General features: G+C 67.5%; 19 protein-coding genes and 1 tRNA gene. 10 read left to right on the top strand and 10 right to left on the bottom strand.

The features are described from left to right. Both MET9862_RS24550 and MET9862_RS24555 read right to left on the bottom strand, forming a co-directional pair. On the bottom strand, nt 1-241 hold a 241-nt coding region (locus MET9862_RS24550; RefSeq protein WP_142585597.1), incomplete at its 3' end, for a hypothetical protein. Beyond that, nucleotides 238-447: a hypothetical protein gene (locus MET9862_RS24555; RefSeq protein WP_142585598.1), complete on the bottom strand. Its 210-nt coding sequence runs from the start codon at nt 445-447 to the stop codon at nt 238-240. The genes MET9862_RS24555 and MET9862_RS24550, both read right to left, overlap by 4 nt. Before the next feature lie 126 nt (nt 448-573). Between MET9862_RS24555 and MET9862_RS24560 the strand changes: the two genes are divergently transcribed. Then, on the top strand, nt 574-837 hold the full coding sequence (locus tag MET9862_RS24560; protein WP_142585599.1) for a hypothetical protein: 264 nt from the start codon (nt 574-576) through the stop codon (nt 835-837). 390 nt (nt 838-1,227) lie between these two features. Here the strand turns inward: MET9862_RS24560 and MET9862_RS24565 are convergent, their stop codons facing one another. Continuing rightward, entirely contained in the window at nt 1,228-2,262 is a 1,035-nt protein-coding gene (locus tag MET9862_RS24565; protein WP_185156991.1) for a hypothetical protein, read from the bottom strand. Nucleotides 2,263-2,354: 92 nt separating this feature from the next. Here MET9862_RS24565 and MET9862_RS24570 point away from each other — a divergent pair, with 92 nt between their 5' ends. Continuing rightward, complete coding sequence (locus MET9862_RS24570; RefSeq protein WP_185156992.1) at nt 2,355-3,251, top strand: class I SAM-dependent methyltransferase; 897 nt, start codon at nt 2,355-2,357, stop codon at nt 3,249-3,251. A 79-nt stretch (nt 3,252-3,330) separates the two neighbouring features. On the opposite strand, the gene MET9862_RS24575 is transcribed toward MET9862_RS24570, so the two are convergent. After that, nucleotides 3,331-3,921, bottom strand: coding sequence for a hypothetical protein (locus tag MET9862_RS24575; protein ID WP_142585602.1), 591 nt, complete (start codon nt 3,919-3,921; stop codon nt 3,331-3,333). Nucleotides 3,922-4,112: 191 nt separating this feature from the next. Here MET9862_RS24575 and MET9862_RS24580 point away from each other — a divergent pair, with 191 nt between their 5' ends. After that, nucleotides 4,113-4,376 carry a helix-turn-helix domain-containing protein gene (locus MET9862_RS24580; protein ID WP_142585603.1) on the top strand — a complete coding sequence of 88 codons (264 nt, stop codon included), beginning with the start codon at nt 4,113-4,115 and terminating at the stop codon, nt 4,374-4,376. Between the two features lie 29 nt (nt 4,377-4,405). Here MET9862_RS24580 and MET9862_RS24585 read toward each other — a convergent pair whose 3' ends face one another. From MET9862_RS24585 to MET9862_RS30275, 4 genes are all read right to left on the bottom strand, one after another. Next, nucleotides 4,406-5,308, bottom strand: coding sequence for an FkbM family methyltransferase (locus MET9862_RS24585; RefSeq protein WP_142585604.1), 903 nt, complete (start codon nt 5,306-5,308; stop codon nt 4,406-4,408). A gap of 287 nt (nt 5,309-5,595) precedes the next feature. Then, nucleotides 5,596-5,994 (bottom strand): hypothetical protein, encoded by a 399-nt coding sequence (locus MET9862_RS24590; protein ID WP_142585605.1) that lies wholly within the window; start codon nt 5,992-5,994, stop codon nt 5,596-5,598. Continuing rightward, on the bottom strand, nt 5,949-6,176 hold the full coding sequence (locus tag MET9862_RS24595; protein WP_142585606.1) for a hypothetical protein: 228 nt from the start codon (nt 6,174-6,176) through the stop codon (nt 5,949-5,951). The genes MET9862_RS24590 and MET9862_RS24595 overlap by 46 nt, the downstream gene beginning before the upstream one ends. A 6-nt stretch (nt 6,177-6,182) precedes the next feature. Further along, complete coding sequence (locus MET9862_RS30275) at nt 6,183-6,395, bottom strand: hypothetical protein (RefSeq protein WP_244612885.1); 213 nt, start codon at nt 6,393-6,395, stop codon at nt 6,183-6,185. Between MET9862_RS30275 and MET9862_RS24600 the strand changes: the two genes are divergently transcribed. After that, nucleotides 6,378-6,878, top strand: a complete 501-nt coding sequence (locus tag MET9862_RS24600; RefSeq protein ID WP_244612886.1) for a tyrosine-type recombinase/integrase — start codon at nt 6,378-6,380, stop codon at nt 6,876-6,878. The two genes, MET9862_RS30275 and MET9862_RS24600, sit on opposite strands and share 18 nt — an antisense overlap. 89 nt (nt 6,879-6,967) lie before the next feature. On the opposite strand, the gene MET9862_RS24605 is transcribed toward MET9862_RS24600, so the two are convergent. Then, nucleotides 6,968-7,052: transfer RNA gene (locus tag MET9862_RS24605), tRNA-Leu, on the bottom strand. A gap of 128 nt (nt 7,053-7,180) precedes the next feature. After that, entirely contained in the window at nt 7,181-7,486 is a 306-nt protein-coding gene (locus MET9862_RS24610; protein WP_142585607.1) for a FliM/FliN family flagellar motor switch protein, read from the bottom strand. An 89-nt stretch (nt 7,487-7,575) separates the two neighbouring features. On the opposite strand from MET9862_RS24610, the gene lipB reads away from it, so the two are divergent. The 6 genes from lipB (at nt 7,576) to dctP (ending at nt 15,296) form a co-directional block, all read left to right on the top strand. Next, the gene (lipB, locus tag MET9862_RS24615) at nt 7,576-8,292 is read left to right on the top strand and encodes a lipoyl(octanoyl) transferase LipB (protein WP_142585608.1); all 717 of its coding nucleotides are present in this window, start codon (nt 7,576-7,578) and stop codon (nt 8,290-8,292) included. Nucleotides 8,293-8,443: 151 nt separating this feature from the next. Continuing rightward, the gene (locus MET9862_RS24620) at nt 8,444-9,637 is read left to right on the top strand and encodes a CaiB/BaiF CoA transferase family protein (RefSeq protein WP_142585609.1); all 1,194 of its coding nucleotides are present in this window, start codon (nt 8,444-8,446) and stop codon (nt 9,635-9,637) included. Next, a complete protein-coding gene (locus tag MET9862_RS24625; protein ID WP_438616654.1) occupies nt 9,634-10,614 on the top strand; it encodes a hydroxymethylglutaryl-CoA lyase in 981 nt (326 codons plus the stop codon). The genes MET9862_RS24620 and MET9862_RS24625 overlap by 4 nt, the downstream gene beginning before the upstream one ends. A gap of 133 nt (nt 10,615-10,747) precedes the next feature. Next, nucleotides 10,748-12,070, top strand: a complete 1,323-nt coding sequence (locus MET9862_RS24630) for an MFS transporter (protein ID WP_142585610.1) — start codon at nt 10,748-10,750, stop codon at nt 12,068-12,070. Between the two features lie 169 nt (nt 12,071-12,239). After that, nucleotides 12,240-14,207, top strand: a complete 1,968-nt coding sequence (locus MET9862_RS24635) for an aconitate hydratase (protein ID WP_142585611.1) — start codon at nt 12,240-12,242, stop codon at nt 14,205-14,207. Nucleotides 14,208-14,273: 66 nt separating this feature from the next. Further along, nucleotides 14,274-15,296, top strand: a complete 1,023-nt coding sequence (gene dctP / locus MET9862_RS24640) for a TRAP transporter substrate-binding protein DctP (protein ID WP_142585613.1) — start codon at nt 14,274-14,276, stop codon at nt 15,294-15,296. Nucleotides 15,297-15,713 lie beyond the last annotated feature (417 nt).

Below are 15,713 nucleotides of genomic sequence, written 5' to 3' on the forward strand. Positions count from 1 at the left end.
GATCCTCGCCCTCGATCTCGACCTGAGCCCGGCAGGCGCGCCCGTACTGGTTGGGTCGGCGCTCCCAGGAGCGGTGCTGACTGGCGCAGGACTGCGTGAGCTGGACGAAGAGGCCGTAGAGGTCGGCATGCTCGCCGAAGCGCTGGCGCAGGCGCGCGATGTCGTAGGAGCCGCGCCGGGAGCAGCGATCGCAGATCAGGATCAGACGCTTGCCGCGCAGATCGCAGAGGCGCTCGGTCACGGGTGCTGCAGCCCTGCCCGGACGTAACCGCGCGAGACCAGCCGATCGCGGCGCATCGACCGGCGCTCGGCCTCGGCGAGGTCGGCCAGCGCGTCCTCGACCGCCCGCAGCAGAGCAGCCCAGGCGTCGCCCTCGGCGGCCAGCCGATAGGCAAGGGCGATGCGCTCGGCCTCCGAGGGCCGAACTTCGTGGGGCTGCCCGTGCATTCCTGCGCCGCTCCATGCTAGAACGAAAAGAGAACAAACAGGCGGCGCGTTCCGGGTCAACGCTGGGGACGGCGCCTGTGGAAAGCGTGGATAACGCCCGTTCGGGCCTTGGTATGGAGATCCGGGATGACAGCCCTCCGACGCGTGGGCAGCTACCTGCAGGTGCAGGACGGCGATGGCTGCCGACATCTGCTGCGCGTGACGAGCGTCCAGGCGCTCAGCGATACGGACCCGCTACGCAACGAGACCTTCATCACCGCCGCCGGCCGAACGATCCGGGTGCCGCGGGCGCTCGACAGCATCGTGGAGCTGATCGCGCCAGGCGAGCGGCTCGAAGCGGAGGTCGAGGATGAACCGCGTGGGGCAGTCGCTGCCGAGTGGCCGTTTTGACCTCGGGTCAGCCTGCCGATCCTGGCGAAGCCCCCCGCGCGGCTTCCGCCTTCTACCTGAAGGGGCGCACGCTCGAGCTGGCGCTGGCGGCGTGGCGTGCGGACTACGACGCGCCAACTTTCCGACAGCGGCGACCGTTTCTGGCCCGGCTTGGGACGGTGATCCGTCGCCTCGCCGCCGAGGCCGAGGCGTGTGAGGCTGCGACGACGAGCCAGATCGGGGCGACCGTCGCGCGGACGCAGCGGTGACCGAGCGCCTGCACGTCGGATGGACGAAGCGGATTGATATAGGTGGCGAAGCGCAGCAAGTTGATCGCAACCTCAAAGAGCGTAAATCGGACTATGCGCGCCAATGACGTCAGAGCGCGGATCTGCTTTATAGGAATTTCTATCAGTCGCTGTTATCAGTTAAGAGAAGAATTGCCGGGTCGCTGGAATATCGCACCCGAATGGATCCGTCCCAATCAACTATATCGCTCAACTGTGGGGCGCTGTTGGCAACCCGGTCCAAATTCTCTTGCGTGGCATCAATGGGGTAGACGCTTTCAGTCAGAAGACGCCACGAGCTTTCGCAATCGAGCCCGAGTTCAGCAAGAGCGTTCACATATCGTGCGATGCGCGACGCCAGAATGTCGCTACTGGAGAAATGGCCAGCTTCCGCACCATACCCTTCGCGCGCGATAGCATCTAAGGCTGGCTTCAAGGCCGGCCGCAATTCCAGCCGCGTAGCGATCATACATATCTGTTCACAGCCATAGCCTCCGGCCTGATGCCGCAACAGCATCCACTCGGGCTTCGCCTTCAACCTCGGCACGCTCTGCACGAATGCAAGAACCGGAACGACCTGAAGACCATTCCTTGGGTCGTGCGGATCGACCTGTTCGGAGCGCCAAGACGATTGAAGAAAATTGGCACTATCAGAGAACAGTCTTGATGGCACGTGGGGCGGTTCTCGAAGATAGGCTACGGACTCGCGTGTGAGTCGCAACGGCTTTCCTTCCTCGCGATGAGGGGCCAGCATGTCTTCCGTAACGATCAAGGCATACAGCTCCGCGATTGCTTTGATCTGACATAACGGCTCGAAGCATGCTTGTCTGCGAAGAGTCGACCAACGAGGCGGGCGCTCATAGTCGATGTCGGTCGGGTGCAGGGCGATCTTCGCCTGGGCTCGCGTGACCGACTGCGGCACGGCGCGCACGCTCGTCACGCTGATGCCGTAGAGCGCCAGCACCTCCTGCAAGGCAGCGTCGGTCGTTACTCCAGCCTCGTCGCGCGGCCAGGCTGTCGGGGCGCGGCCGTTCGCAGACCATGCTACGAAACCCGCATCCGTGGGGGAGACGGTCGACGCTTTCGCGCTGGAGAACAGGCGGCCATCCTGGGCCTTCCAGTACCAGTCGGTCGGGCTATACGAGGAAGCCGCGGCCATTCGGCCCTCCGTTGGGACGGTTGAGTTTGTCGGCAAGCTACAGGACAGCACGTCGGATGCCTGGAGTTCTTCTGTCTTCGGTGGGCCCTGAGATGCAGGGTGAGGTCTATCTCTGCCGCAATGGCAGGCGCCACTACATGCGGGACCTTCAGGTAATCCAAGACCAAGGTTTTGAGTGGTCCGACGTCCAGCCGGCTAGCAGCGACGTTCTGAACGCTTTCGCGCCTGCACAGATGGCGCCTCGACGATGGCGTAGCTTCTCGGACGCTTCATCGCGGCCGAACCTGACCAGTCGCGACCTGCGGGAAATCAGCGCCTGCACCCTGCAGGGTGTTGGTCTTGAAGTCGGCGCACTCGCGAGCCCGTTCCCAGTTCCTATCCACTGCGATGTCATCTACGGGGATGTCTACCGTTACGAGGACATTCAGCGGATATACGATGGCGAGCCGCAGCATCTCCTTGTGCGGCCTCTCATTCAGACAGACTTCGCAACCCTGAAGCGTGTCGCCGACGACAGCCTCGACTTCCTCATCGCCTCTCACGTCATTGAGCACACCACCGACCCGATCGGAGCCATTCGCAGGGCCGGCAGCAAGCTCAGAGATGGCGGGCATCTCGTGCTGGTGGTGCCGGATATCGCGAGGACATTCGATCGCCGCCGGGATCTCACCACGCTCGATCACCTGATCGCCGATTATGAGGCCCCTTCCCCGATCAGAGATACTGAGCACTACAAGGAGTTCTACGCCAAGGCATACGCGCCAGAGATGCCACTGGCCCCGACATGGGAGGAGAGCCTCGCACGGCACGATGCGATCCACTTCCACACTTGGACCTACGAGTCCTTCCTGACCATGGCCGAGTGGGTCTGCGGCAAGGACGAACGCCTGTCGGTGGCGTGGTCGCACCCAACGCTGCCGGGAGCGGAGAACTTCGAGTTCTATGTGGTGATGCGGAAAGCCTGCATCACAGATACTGCCCACCCGTAGCCACGGCGCCAGCCGTCGAAGCAGGGAAGAAGCTGGCGCCGCCGCCAAAGGTGTTGATGACACCGTTGGGGTTCGCGAGTTACCGCTCCCCTGTGGCGCTGCCGGAGATGGTGGCCGAATTGCCAACCAGGATGTTTCCGGTGGTGGTGGCGAATGCGGTCGTGCCTGAGAAGGTCGGATTGCGGTTGAGGGTCAGGGATCCGGCGATCGTGATTGATCCGCCGTTGGCTTTAAACAGACACGCTGCAAGACCGGTCACTGTGCAGCCTGAGCCAATGTTGAGGCTCCCCTCGCCACCAGCGAAGAAGTGAGCACCGGTCGTCGCCAGCGTTAACGCGAACAACGTATTGAGTGTGCTGATCGTGCCGCCCGTGTTGGCCGCGACGCCTGATGTCGCAGACCCTGCGCTCTGGATCGTCACGCCATTCGTCTGCACGTTGACGCCGGCCGTCGCGCCGATGTCGCTCTGCGACCTGAATGGGGTGGCGGACACGCGCGATGAGGCGATCGAGCGCCTGCACGTCGCCTGGACGAAGTGGATGGAGATCGGCGGGGCGGCGCACTGCGTGATGGAGCCAGAAACAACGGAACTCGCTGCGGCGCACGCGCAGAACCAAAAATGCAAAAACCGCAGATCAGCAATTGCCAAATCTGCGGTTTCCGCATACAAATGACTTGTCCGGTGGTGGTCGCCGGACACCACAGAGGAGAGAGATGGTCACCATCTCAATCACTCTGCGGTGGAGGTCCTGGCGCCTGATACTCGCCGTGACCTTCTAACCCGCAGGGGCCGGGTGTGGCCGGAAGACCTCACCCGGTTCCCAACGCGGAATATAGCGTGAGCCGGGGAGCACGACAACGATGAGCAGCGAGGCTGAGGCCCGACGCACCTACCTGATCGCCATGCGCAGGGGCCTGGGCCTCACGCAGGCCGAGATGGCGGCGGCCCTCGGCATGGGCGTGCGCGCCTTCAGCGATATCGAGACCGGCAAGTCGGAGTGCCGGCCCATCCACATCATGGCGGCCGAGCGGCTGACCCTCCGGTTGGCCGCCGAGCGTGACAGCGTCGAGGCGCTCGCGGCGCCGGTGCTGGCCGATATCAGAGACCTGCAGCGGCAGGCGTAGCGCGACGCGAGGCGCGCCAGCCACGTTGATCAGGCCATCTTAACCTCTTCCATGCCGGGTGGCGGCGGTACGGTGTCGGGGATCGCAATAACGTTCGTTTCAGTCGCGTCGCCGAAGACGTTGTGCGGGTCTGATTTGTAGTTCTCGGGGTTGTATGCCCTGGCCGTATGCCAGAACAGGCGATAGCCGGCCTTGGATAAAAGCGCGCTGATTTCCGCCAGACCTGACGATGCGCCCGCCGCCTGCTCGAAATAGATAGCCGGGTGTGTTCGGCAAATGGTCTCTTGAGCGCCGCGAAGAACGTCGAGCTCCATCCCCTCAACGTCGATCTTGATCAGGGCGCAAGACGAAAGGTCTAGGCTGTCGATCGTGATGAGCGCCAAACTAACCGGCATGCCCTTCACCTGAGCCGGCAGGTGATCGGCAGGCGTGCCGTGAACGTCGCGGCCATGCACTTCTGCGAAGAAGCTCTTGGCTCCGGCATTGTCTGTGAGGGGGCTCAGGCTGCAGGCAACCAACGAGGGTTCGGAGCCAGCCAGAGCGGGCAGTGCGGTGACCCTGTCCATCAACCCGTTGGCTACGATGTTGTGGCTGAGGAGACCAAACGTCGACAGTTGGCCCTCAATCGCGATGACCTTGCCTGCCGGCCCAACCATCTCAGCGAAGGCCAGAGTATGGCTGCCGACGTTGGCCCCGACATCAAGAACCGTTGCGCCGGGCTGGACGAAAGGCTGAAGGAACGAGATCTCGCTCTCGGCCCACTCGCCATAGCGTTGCAACGACACGCCGATACACTGGTCGGCGAGAAAGTGCGCTATCGTCCCTCGGCGCGTGTCGTGGAACGCGATTGAGGGCGCTGGCATGTTCTTCGGCGCAGGGGGCACGGCCTGAGCGACTCGATCCCGCTTACGCCACGAGAAGGATAATGCCACGCACCGCCCCTTCCAGCTCTAGGTTGCGTCAACTCTCTATCAGGTTGTATGGCGGATGGCGAGCGCCAATTTCTTCGCGAACAGGCTTGCTTGAGGCAATAGGGCCACCTGGGGTTGCGCGCAGACTATTCCCTTCTCGCCTGAAGCACAGCCGCAGTAGCTACTTTGACTATCGATCTGCTCGCCTAGTCATTCATCAGGCGGGAAGCGCTCGGTCAGGTTGCCGAGCAGCAGGCCGAGCCCGAGCCCCACCAGAAACCCCATCCAGAGCAAGCCGGGATTCGGGGTCATGCCGGCGGATCCCCTCCGGGCATCTCGCCCGTCCGGAACCAGTCGCCGATGTACGGCCGCGTCCGCTCGATCACCGGCTTGATGTCGGGCCGCGTGATGAGGAGCGCCATCACGACGAGCACGGCAAGGCCGACGCCAGCCCCGAGCGCCAGCCGGTTCCGCCGCGGCACGACGCCGTCCACCGACCCGGGCGCCACGACGTGGAGCACCGCTCCGACCACGGACGTGAGGACGATGAAGGGCACGACCTCGGCGTTGAGCAGCCACTGCGGGGCATCCGCCAGCCGGTAGACCAGCGAGTAGGTGGTCTGCCCGACGTGCGAGAGGAACGAGAGCCAGATGCCGACGATCAGGAGTCCGAGCGCCGTGGCTCGAGCTTCACCGCCGCCCGCCACGCATCGCCCGCATAGACGTCGAGCACGACCGCGTAGAACCCGGCGGCCGGCGTCCGGGTCGCTACGATCATGTCGGCGTTCGGAACGAAGGCGTTGATCAGCTGGTAGCCGACCAGAAGCACCAGTGCCGAGATATAGATCGTCCCCCGGATGCGCTCCGGGCGGTTGTCGTTGTAGATCATCGCCGCTCAGTGCCTGTGCCGGGCGCGGTGGTCTGCGCGGTGGTCCATGTCGCTCAGCATTTCCTCGACGAACTCGCGGACGTCGCCCGTCTGCATCGGTGGTGCGCGCAGGCTGCGGGCCGCCTTGCGTGCCTCCCACCGCGCCATGATCGCCTGTTTCCGGGCAGCCGCGGCTGAGGTTGCGGCATCATCGCCAGCCTCTTGAAGCTTGCGCTGCATCTTGCCCTGCACACGGGGCAGCGCCAGGGCGATCTGCTTATCCTGCCGTGGTCAGCCTATGACGGCCACGCCATCCGGCTGAAGCAGGGCAAGTCGCGGCGCGGGACGAAGGAGGGGCGGCAGCTCTACATCCCATGCACGGCCGCGCTGCGCCGAGCGCTCGATGCCGCACCACGCCGAGCCATCCCGATCCTGACGAAGCCGGACGGCATGGCCTGGACCAAGAGCGCGTTCCACCATGCATGGAGCGCTGCGTATGACCGGTCCGGGTTGCGGGACGACCTGCATTTCCATGACCTGCGCGGGACCGCGGTCACGATGCTGTCGGAGGCGGGCTGCACGCCGCAGGAGATCTCGACCATCACGGGGCATACGCTCGCCACCGTGAACAAGATCCTCGAGGTCTATCTCGCCCGCACGCGCATGCTCGCCGAGAGCGCGATCCTGAAGCTCGACGCCCACCCGCGGAATGCCGCTCAGTGAGGTCGCCTTTGTAAAAACGGCTGTAAAAATCGCTCGGCTCGCGTCGGCGCTTCGCCGCGTCTGAACCGAAAAGCACCACAAAAACAATGTGGTGCGGCCAAGAGGACTCGAACCTCCACCCCTCGCGGGACTAGCACCTCAAGCTAGCGCGTCTACCAATTCCGCCATGGCCGCATCGGTACCCGGTTCCGGGTTCCGTTCGCTCCCCGGCGGCGTTGCCGTCTCGGGTGAGCGGCGCAGCGGATAACAGATACATCCGGCCGCGACAAGCGCTGTCGTGCGATCTTTGTCGGGTTCGCGCGTCAGAGCGGCTCGTGGGCCGGCTCGAACAGGGGCATCGCGCCGTCGCCGATGCTGAGGCCGGGCTCGCGCTGGGCCTCGGCCTTGCGGATCAGCTCGGTCACCTCCACCGAGATGCGGTTGCCCGTCACCACGATCTGGCCGCGGGCGATCGGGTGGTCGTTGGCCAGGATCTCGACCATGTCGGTCTCGCTGGCCTCCAGCTCGATCACGGCGCCGCGGCCCATGCGCAGCAGCATGTGCAGCGGCATGCGGCAGCGCCCGAGCACCACCGTGACATCGACCTGCAGATTGTCCAGAACCGCCACGCGCCGCACTCTCGCCCCCTGCCCCCGCCCGCTTGCCTTGGCGCGCGATCCGGTGCTCAGAGAGAGCTTCCGCGCATCATGGTGAACCCTTGGTAAACGCGTCCCGTCTGGCTGCCGCGCCGGAGACCTTCCTGCCCCGTCCGGGCTCGCCGCCGGTCGAATGGCGCATCGCCGACGGCCTCGTCGGCTACGCGGAGGCGGTGGCATTCATGGAGGCGCGCGCCGCGGCCATCGCGCGCGGTGAGGCCGGCGAATGCGTCTGGCTCCTGGAGCACCCGCCGCTCTACACGGCCGGCACCTCGGCCAAGGCGGCGGATCTGGTGGCGCCGGACCGCTTCCCGGTCCACGCCTCCGGCCGGGGCGGCCAGTACACCTATCACGGGCCCGGCCAGCGCGTGGCCTACGTGATGCTCGACCTCGGCCGCCGCCGCACGGACCTGCGCGCCTACGTGGCGAGCCTGGAGGCGTGGCTGATCGCGACGCTCGACGCCTTCAACGTGCGGGCCGAACGGCGCGAGGACCGGGTCGGAGTCTGGGTGCGCCGCCCGGAAAAGGGCCCGGGCGCCGAGGACAAGATCGCCGCGATCGGCATCCGCGTGCGCCGCTGGGTAAGCTTCCACGGCATCAGCCTCAACGTCGAGCCGGACCTCACCCATTTCTCCGGCATCGTGCCCTGCGGCGTGCGCGAGCACGGGGTGACGAGCCTCGTCGATCTCGGGCAGATCGTGAGCCTGGCGGAGGTCGACATGCAGCTGCGCGCGGCCTTCGAGGCGATCTTCGGCGCGACGGTCCTCGACGCCGGCTGACCGCTGCGCCGGGCCCGACTCCCTCCGGCACCGGAGGCTTGGGAGCCTGCGCATCGTTCGCGTTTCGAGAACGCATGCTGACGCATGGCGTTTGGACCTCGAGCCGGGCCGCGCGTTATAGAGCCTGCCAATAATCATGGAGGAAATCGCCGTGTCCGGTCCGCTCGACGGTATTCGAATCCTTGAGCTTGGGCAGTTGATCGCCGCCCCCTTCGCCACACGACTGATGGCGGAGTTCGGTGCCGAGGTGATCAAGGTCGAGCCGCCGGGCGACGGCGACCCCTTGCGCAAGTGGCGCAAGATGCACGAGGGCACCTCGCTCTGGTGGTACCTGCAATCGCGCAACAAGAAGTCGATTGCGGTCAACCTGAAGTCGCCGGAGGGCCTCGACATCGTCAAGCAGCTCGCGCGGAGCGCCGACGTGGTGGTCGAGAACTTCCGCCCCGGCGGCCTGGAGAAGCTCGGCCTCGGCTGGGACGTGCTCTCGGCCCTCAACCCGAATCTCGTGATGGTCCGCATCTCGGGGTATGGCCAGACCGGCCCCTACCGCGACCGTCCGGGCTTCGGCGCCATCGGCGAGTCGATGGGCGGCATCCGCTACACCACCGGCAGCCCCGAGGCGCCCCCGGCCCGGGTCGGCGTCAGCATCGGCGACACGCTGGCCTCCCTGCACGGCGTCATCGGCGCCCTGATGGCGCTCCTGCGCGTCAAGACCGGACAGGGCGGCGGTCAGGTCATCGACGTTTCCCTCGTCGAGAGCGTCTTCAACGTGATGGAGAGCCTCGTGCCGGAATACGACCTTCTCGGCGAGGTCCGCACCCGCACCGGCGGGGCGCTGCCCGGCATCACCCCCTCGAACACCTACCCGACCGGGGACGGCGGCTTCGTCGTCATCGCGGGCAACAGCGATCCGATCTTCAAGCGCCTGATGGCGACGATCGGCCGGCCCGACCTCGCCGAGAACCCGGATTTCCGCAACAACGACGGCCGCTCGAAACAGGCCGCCATGCTCGACGCCACGATCAGCGACTGGACGAAGGCCCGGACCGTCGAGGAGGCGCTGGCCGCCCTCGACGCCGCGGACGTGCCGGCCGGGCGCATCTACTCGGTGGCCGACATCGTCGCCGACCCGCACTACCGGGCCCGCGACATGATCCTCCAGGCGGACTTGCCCGGCGGCACCCGCGTGAAGATGCCCGGCATCGTGCCCAAGCTCTCCGACACCCCCGGCGCGGTGCGCTGGCAGGGCCCGGCGCTCGGCGCCCACACCGATTCCGTGCTCTCCGATCTCGGCCTCGACGCGGAGCGGATCGCGCGCCTTCGCGAGACGGGAGCCGTGGCATGAGCGGAGCGGTGAATCCCGACATGAGCGGAGCGGTGAATCCCGGCATAGGCCTCGCCGATACCCTGATCGTCCAGGAGGTCGCCACCCGCGACGGCTTCCAGATCGAGCCCGTCTTCGTGCCGACGCAGGAGAAGATCCGGTTGATCGACGCGCTGGCGGAGGCCGGCTTCAGCCGGATCGAAGTCTCCTCCTTCGTCTCGCCGAAGGCGGTGCCGGCGCTCAGTGACGCGGCCGAGGTCTTCGCCGGAATCCGGCGGCGGCGGGGCACCGTCTACGTCGCCCTGGTGCCGAACCCGAAGGGCGCCGAGCGGGCGCTCCAGGCCAAGGTCGGCGAGATCAACCTCGTCGCCTCGGTGAGCGAGACCCACAACCGCGCCAATATGGGCATGAGCCCCGACGCCTCGATCCAGGGCTTCGCCCGGATCATGGAGACGGTGGCGGGCTCGGGAGTCAGCGTGAACGCCACGGTCGCCACCGCCTTCGGCTGTCCCTTCGAGGGCGACCAGCCCGAGGACAAGGTGGTCGCCCAGGTCGAGCGATACCTCTCCCTCGGCGTCGACGGGGTGACGCTCGCCGACACCACCGGCATGGCCAATCCGCGCCAGGTCGCCCGCCTCGTCGCCCGCCTGCTGCCCCTCGTCGGGGCGGAGCGGCTGACGCTGCACTTCCACAACACCCGTGGGCTGGGGCTCGCCAACGTGCTCGCCGCCTTCGAGACGGGCGCGCGCCGCTTCGACGCGGCGCTTGGCGGGCTCGGCGGCTGCCCCTTCGCGCCGGGCGCCACGGGCAACATCTGCACCGAGGATCTCGTCAGCATGGCCCACGAGATGGGCCTGACCACGGGCCTCGACCTCGAGGCGCTGATCGGCCTCTCCCGCGATCTGCCCCGCCTCGTCGGCCACGACGTGCCGGGCCAGGTCGCCAAGGCCGGCCGGCCCTGCGATCTCCATCCCGCCCCGCCGCTGAAAGCGGCCTGAGCCCCGCGCGCAGAAGCCGTCCGCCCGAAGGCGGCCCCGCGCCAGACCCATCCGGCGACACGCATCCCCGGCGGCCCCTCCCGGCCCGCCGGACGGATCTCCCGCGTCCCGGTTCCCTCAGGAGGAAACGCCCATGTCCATCGCCCTGTCCGGAACGCCGGCCGCCGCGGAGGCGGCCACCGAGGCGAGCGTCGTCCGCAAGGTCGCCTGGCGGTGCATGCCGCTGATCATGATCTGCTACATGTTCGCCTTCTTCGACCGGATCAACATCAGCTTCGCCAAATTCCAGCTCCAGAGCGACCTCGGCTTCAGCAACGTCGCCTACGGGCTCGGCGCGAGCATGTTCGTGATCGGCTACGTGATCTTCGAGGTGCCCTCGAACCTGATGCTCTACAAGGTCGGCGCGCGCCGCTGGATCGCGCGGATCATGATCTCCTGGGGCATCGCCACGGCGCTGATGATCTTCATCCGCACCGAATGGCATTTCTACGCGTTGCGCTTCCTCATCGGTGCCATGGAGGCGGGCTTCGCGCCGGGCATCCTCTACTACCTGACCCTGTGGTTCCCGGCCTCGTTCCGGGGGCGCGTCACCTCCTTCATGTTCGTGGCCTCGGCCTTCTCCGGCATCTTCGGCGCGCCGGTGGCGGGCCTGATCCTCGGCGGGCTCAACGGCGTCGCCGGTCTCGCCGGCTGGCAATGGCTGTTCCTGGCCGGCGGCATCCCCTGCCTGATCCTCGGCGCCCTGGTGCTGCTGCGCCTCGACGACCAGATCCCGGACGCGCGCTGGCTCTCGGCAGAGGAGAAGGCGCTGCTCTCCTCCCGCATCGCGCACCACAACCGCGACATCGGCGACCACTCCCTCTGGGGGGCGATCAGGCAGCCGGGCTTCCTGCTCATCGCGCTGGTCTACTTCCTGCTCCAGGTCGGCTCCTACGGCCTGAACTTCTGGGGCCCGGACCTGATCAAGACCGCGAGCGGCGGCCAGGCGGCCTCGGTCGGCTTCCTCACCGCGATCCCCTATATCTGCGGCGCGATCAGCATGGTGGTGATCGGGCGTCTCTCCGACGCCTCGGGCGAGCGGCCGAAATTCGTGGCGGGCCTCGCGGTGGCCGCGGCGATCGGCTTCTTCGCGGCGGGCCTGTTCGACAAGCAGATCGTGCCGCTGATGGTGGCGCTGGCGCTCCTGGGCTCCGGCATCGTCGCCTCGATCCCGACCTTCTGGACGCTTCCGGCCAAGCTCGTCACCGGCGTCGGCGCGGCGGGCGGCATCGCCCTCATCAACACGCTCGGCCAGTTCGGCGGCATCGTCAGCCCCGTGGCGGTCGGCTGGGTGAAGGATCTCACCGGCTCCACGACGCCGGCCCTCTACGGCATCGGCTGCCTCTGCCTGGCCGCCGCCGCGCTCCTGCTCTTCGCCATGCCCGAGAGCCTGCGCCGCAGCGACCGCGCCCACTGACGCCTGCGCCCCCCGCGCCCTCCGGTCCCGGACCGGAGGGCGCCGACGTTTCCGAGCCCGTGTCACCCGGCCCCAGGGCCCCTCAGGGCCCGATGCGGCGCCCCGCGCGTTCTCGACAGTCGAACCGGCCGGAAGCGCCGGGCCAGAACTACAGAACAGGGAGGAGAGGATGGCGCTGAATCTCGCGCAGAGGTTGATCCAGTCGCATCTCGTGGACGGCGACCTGACGCCCGGCTCCGAGATCGCGCTCCGGATCGACCAGACCCTGCTCCAGGACGTGCTCGGCAGCCTCGTGATGCTGGAGCTCGAGGCGATGGGCGTCGAGCGGGTCAAGGTGGGCCTGGCCGCGCAATATGTCGACCACAACCTCGTCCAGAACGACCATCTCAACGCCGACGAGCACATGTTCCTGCGCTCGGCCTGCCGCCGCTTCGGCGTCTGGTACTCGCGTCCCGGCAACGGCATCAGCCATCCCGTGCACATGCAGGCCTTCGGCAAGCCGGGCCAGACGCTGGTCGGCTCCGACAGCCACACCCCGGCCGCCGGCTCGCTCGGCATGCTCGCCTTCGGCGCGGGCGGCGTCGAGGTGGCGCTGGCCATGGCGGGCGAGCCGCTCCACCTGCGCATGCCGCGCATCTGGGGCGTGAAGCTCACCGGGCAGCTCCCCGACTGGGTGAGCGCCAAGGACGTGATCCTGGAGATGCTGCGCCGTCACGGCGTCGAGGGCGGGTTCGGGCGCATCATCGAGTATTACGGCCCCGGCCTCGACGGGCTCTCGGCGATGGACCGGCACGTCATCGCCAATATGGGCGCCGAGATGGGCGCCACCACGAGCGTTTTCCCCTCGGACGAGGCCACCCGCCGCTATCTGGCCAGCGTCGGCCGCGAGGCGGACTGGGTCGCCCTCGGCCCCGACGCGGGCTGCTCCTACGACGACCGCGAGGAGATCGACCTCTCCGCCCTGGTGCCGCTGATCGCGCGGCCGTCGAGCCCCGGCAACGTGGTGCCCGTCACCGAGGTCGCGGGCGAGGAGATCTACCAGGCCTATATCGGCTCCTCGGCCAATCCCGGCTTCCGCGACTTCGCGGTGGCCGCCGAGATCGTGAAGGGCTCACAGGTCCATGACCGCGTCTCCTTCGACATCAACCCCTCGACCCGCCAGGTCCTGGAGACCCTGATCGCCAAGGGGCACCTGTCAGACCTGATCCATGCGGGCGCCCGCGTGCATCAGGCCGGCTGCAACGGCTGCATCGGCATGGGCCAGGCCCCGGCCTCGGGCCGCAACTCGCTGCGCACGGTGCCGCGCAACTTCCCCGGCCGCTCGGGGACCCGCGAGGACAGCGTCTTCCTGTGCAGTCCCGAAACGGCCGCGGCCTCGGCGCTGTCGGGGGTCATCACCGATCCGCGCACGCTCGGCATGCCCTATCCGCGCGTCGCGGCGCCCGAGATGGTGCGGACCAACACCACGATGCTGGTTCCCCCGCTGCCCGAGGCGGAGGCGCGGGCGGCGCGGCTCGAGAAGACCGACAACATCACCACCCTGCCGGAACTCGGAAAGCTCGGAGACAGCATCCCCGTGCCGGTGCTCCTCAAGACCGGCGACGACGTTTCGACCGACGACATCATGCCCGCGGGCGCGCGGGTGATGCCCTACTGGTCGAACATCCCCAGGACCTCGGACTTCACCTTCGAGCCGGTCGACCCGACCTATCCGCAGCGGGCGAAGCAGGGCGGCCCGGGCCGGCCCGGTCACGCTATCCTCGGCGGGCTCAATTACGGGCAGGGATCGAGCCGCGAGAACGCGGCGCTCGCGCCGCGCTATCTCGGCCTGGAGACGGTTCTGGCCAAGAGCTTCGCCCGGATCCACTGGCAGAACCTCGTCAATTTCGGCGTCCTGCCCCTCACCTTCGCCGATCCGGCCGATTACGATGCCCTGGAGGTGGGTGACATGGTCGAGATCGCGGAGATCGCCGCCACGCTGAAGCGCGGCACGGCGGTGACGGCGCGGGTGCGGGCCCGCGAGATCGCGCTGCGGCACGACCTCTCCGCGCGCCAGATCGAGGTGCTGCTGGCGGGCGGCGTCATCAACTGGCTGCGCGCCCGGCTCCAGGCCGAGCCCGCCCGCACCGTTGCCTGAATTCCACGACCGGAAGACCCGGACCGACGGCACAAGCCGCGGCCGTACCACGGAGGACACGCCATGATCGTCACACGACGCCGCCTCATCGGCACGGCCGCGGCCGGCGCCGGCCTGATCGCCTGCCCGGCGGTGCTGCGGGCTCAAGGTGCGAAGGTGCTCAGGCTCTCGCACCAGTTCCCCGGCGGCACCCTGGAGCAGGGCGATGCCCGCGACCGCATCTGTCGCCGCTTCGGCGCGGAGATCGAGAAGCGCACCGGCGGCAGCCTGACCGTGCAGGTCTATCCCGGCTCCTCGCTGATGAAGACGCTGGCCCAGTTCAGCGCCCTGCGGAAGGGCGCCCTCGACATGAGCCTGATCCCGCTCTCCTACGCGGGCGGCGAGGTGCCGGAAGCCAACCTCGCGCTGATGCCGGCCCTGGTGACGAACTACGATCAGGCCGCCAAGTGGCGCACGGCCCGGGTCGGCGAGGAGCTCGCCAAGACGCTCGCCGACAAGGGCGTGATCATCGTCACCTGGGTCTGGCAGTCGGGCGCCGTCGCCTCCCGCGTGCACCCGATCCTCCTGCCCGCCGACGTGAAGGGCGTGAAGATCCGCGGCGGCGGCCGCGAGATGGACCTCGTCTTCCAGGCCTCCGGCGGCATCGTCTCCACCATGCCCTCGAGCGAGATGTATATCGGCATGCAGACGGGCGCCCTGGAGGCGGCGGTGAGCGCCTCGACCAGCCTGATCTCCTTCCGCCTCGACGAGCTGACCAAGAACCTCACGGCTGGCCGCGGCCGCTCGTTCTGGTTCATCCTCGAGCCCCTGATGATCTCCAAGGCGACCTTCGACGCCCTGACGCCCGAGCAGCGACAAGCCGTGCGCGAGGTCGGCCAGGAGCTCGAAGCCTTCTCCTTCGCCGCCGCCAAGGCCGACGACGAGGAGATCACCAAGGTCTACGCCGCCCGCGGCGCCAAGATCCACGACCTGACCGGGGAGCATATCGAGAAGTGGCGCGAGGCGGCCCGCCCCACCGCCTGGAAGGACTTCGCGGCCAAGAACGCGCGCACGGCGGAGCTTCTCAAGCTGGCCGAGGAGGTGGCCTGACGGCGCGTCGGTCCGGCGTACGGTGCACGGCGCGGCACGAAGCTTTCGCGCCGCGCCGTCTTTTTGTGATCGCGGTTTAGTGGAGATTAACCGGACGGGCGCTGAATGAGCGGCGGTTAAGGTTGATGGTTTCCTGCCGCGAACCAGCGTCGCTCCGTTTCGGAGGCGCGCCGGATATCGGGTGCGGGGCCTGAGCGTACCCCGAGTCTCGCCCGCATGTTCGACGCTGCGTATCCGCCGAGCCGCCCGAGCCGTCCCCGCCGCCGGTCGCGCGGGGGCCGTCTCGCCCTCCTCGTCCCCGTCCTGGCGCTGGGCGCCGCTACAAAGCCAAGGCGGGCAGGTCCGACTCACTAGGAATGAGAGGCCTGCCGAGGCAGGCGCAGGCCTCAAAGGAGTTGCCCTCAACTTCCGCGCTGG

Origin of the sequence: Methylobacterium symbioticum, from assembly GCF_902141845.1 — a bacterium.
In the GTDB taxonomy this organism is placed as follows: Bacteria; Pseudomonadota; Alphaproteobacteria; order Rhizobiales; family Beijerinckiaceae; genus Methylobacterium; species Methylobacterium symbioticum.

Excerpts from the sequence above, each read along its gene's own strand:
- MET9862_RS24555 (WP_142585598.1), bottom strand. The coding sequence starts at position 447 with ATGCACGGGCAGCCCCACGAAGTTCGGCCCTCGGAGGCCGAGCGCATC.
- MET9862_RS24560 (WP_142585599.1), top strand. The coding sequence starts at position 574 with ATGACAGCCCTCCGACGCGTGGGCAGCTACCTGCAGGTGCAGGACGGC.
- MET9862_RS24565 (WP_185156991.1), bottom strand. The coding sequence starts at position 2,262 with ATGGCCGCGGCTTCCTCGTATAGCCCGACCGACTGGTACTGGAAGGCC.
- MET9862_RS24570 (WP_185156992.1), top strand. The coding sequence starts at position 2,355 with ATGCAGGGTGAGGTCTATCTCTGCCGCAATGGCAGGCGCCACTACATG.
- MET9862_RS24580 (WP_142585603.1), top strand. The coding sequence starts at position 4,113 with ATGAGCAGCGAGGCTGAGGCCCGACGCACCTACCTGATCGCCATGCGC.
- MET9862_RS24595 (WP_142585606.1), bottom strand. The coding sequence starts at position 6,176 with ATGATCTACAACGACAACCGCCCGGAGCGCATCCGGGGGACGATCTAT.
- MET9862_RS30275 (WP_244612885.1), bottom strand. The coding sequence starts at position 6,395 with ATGCAGCGCAAGCTTCAAGAGGCTGGCGATGATGCCGCAACCTCAGCC.
- MET9862_RS24625 (WP_438616654.1), top strand. The coding sequence starts at position 9,634 with ATGAGCGGAGCGGTGAATCCCGACATGAGCGGAGCGGTGAATCCCGGC.
- MET9862_RS24630 (WP_142585610.1), top strand. The coding sequence starts at position 10,748 with ATGTCCATCGCCCTGTCCGGAACGCCGGCCGCCGCGGAGGCGGCCACC.
- MET9862_RS24635 (WP_142585611.1), top strand. The coding sequence starts at position 12,240 with ATGGCGCTGAATCTCGCGCAGAGGTTGATCCAGTCGCATCTCGTGGAC.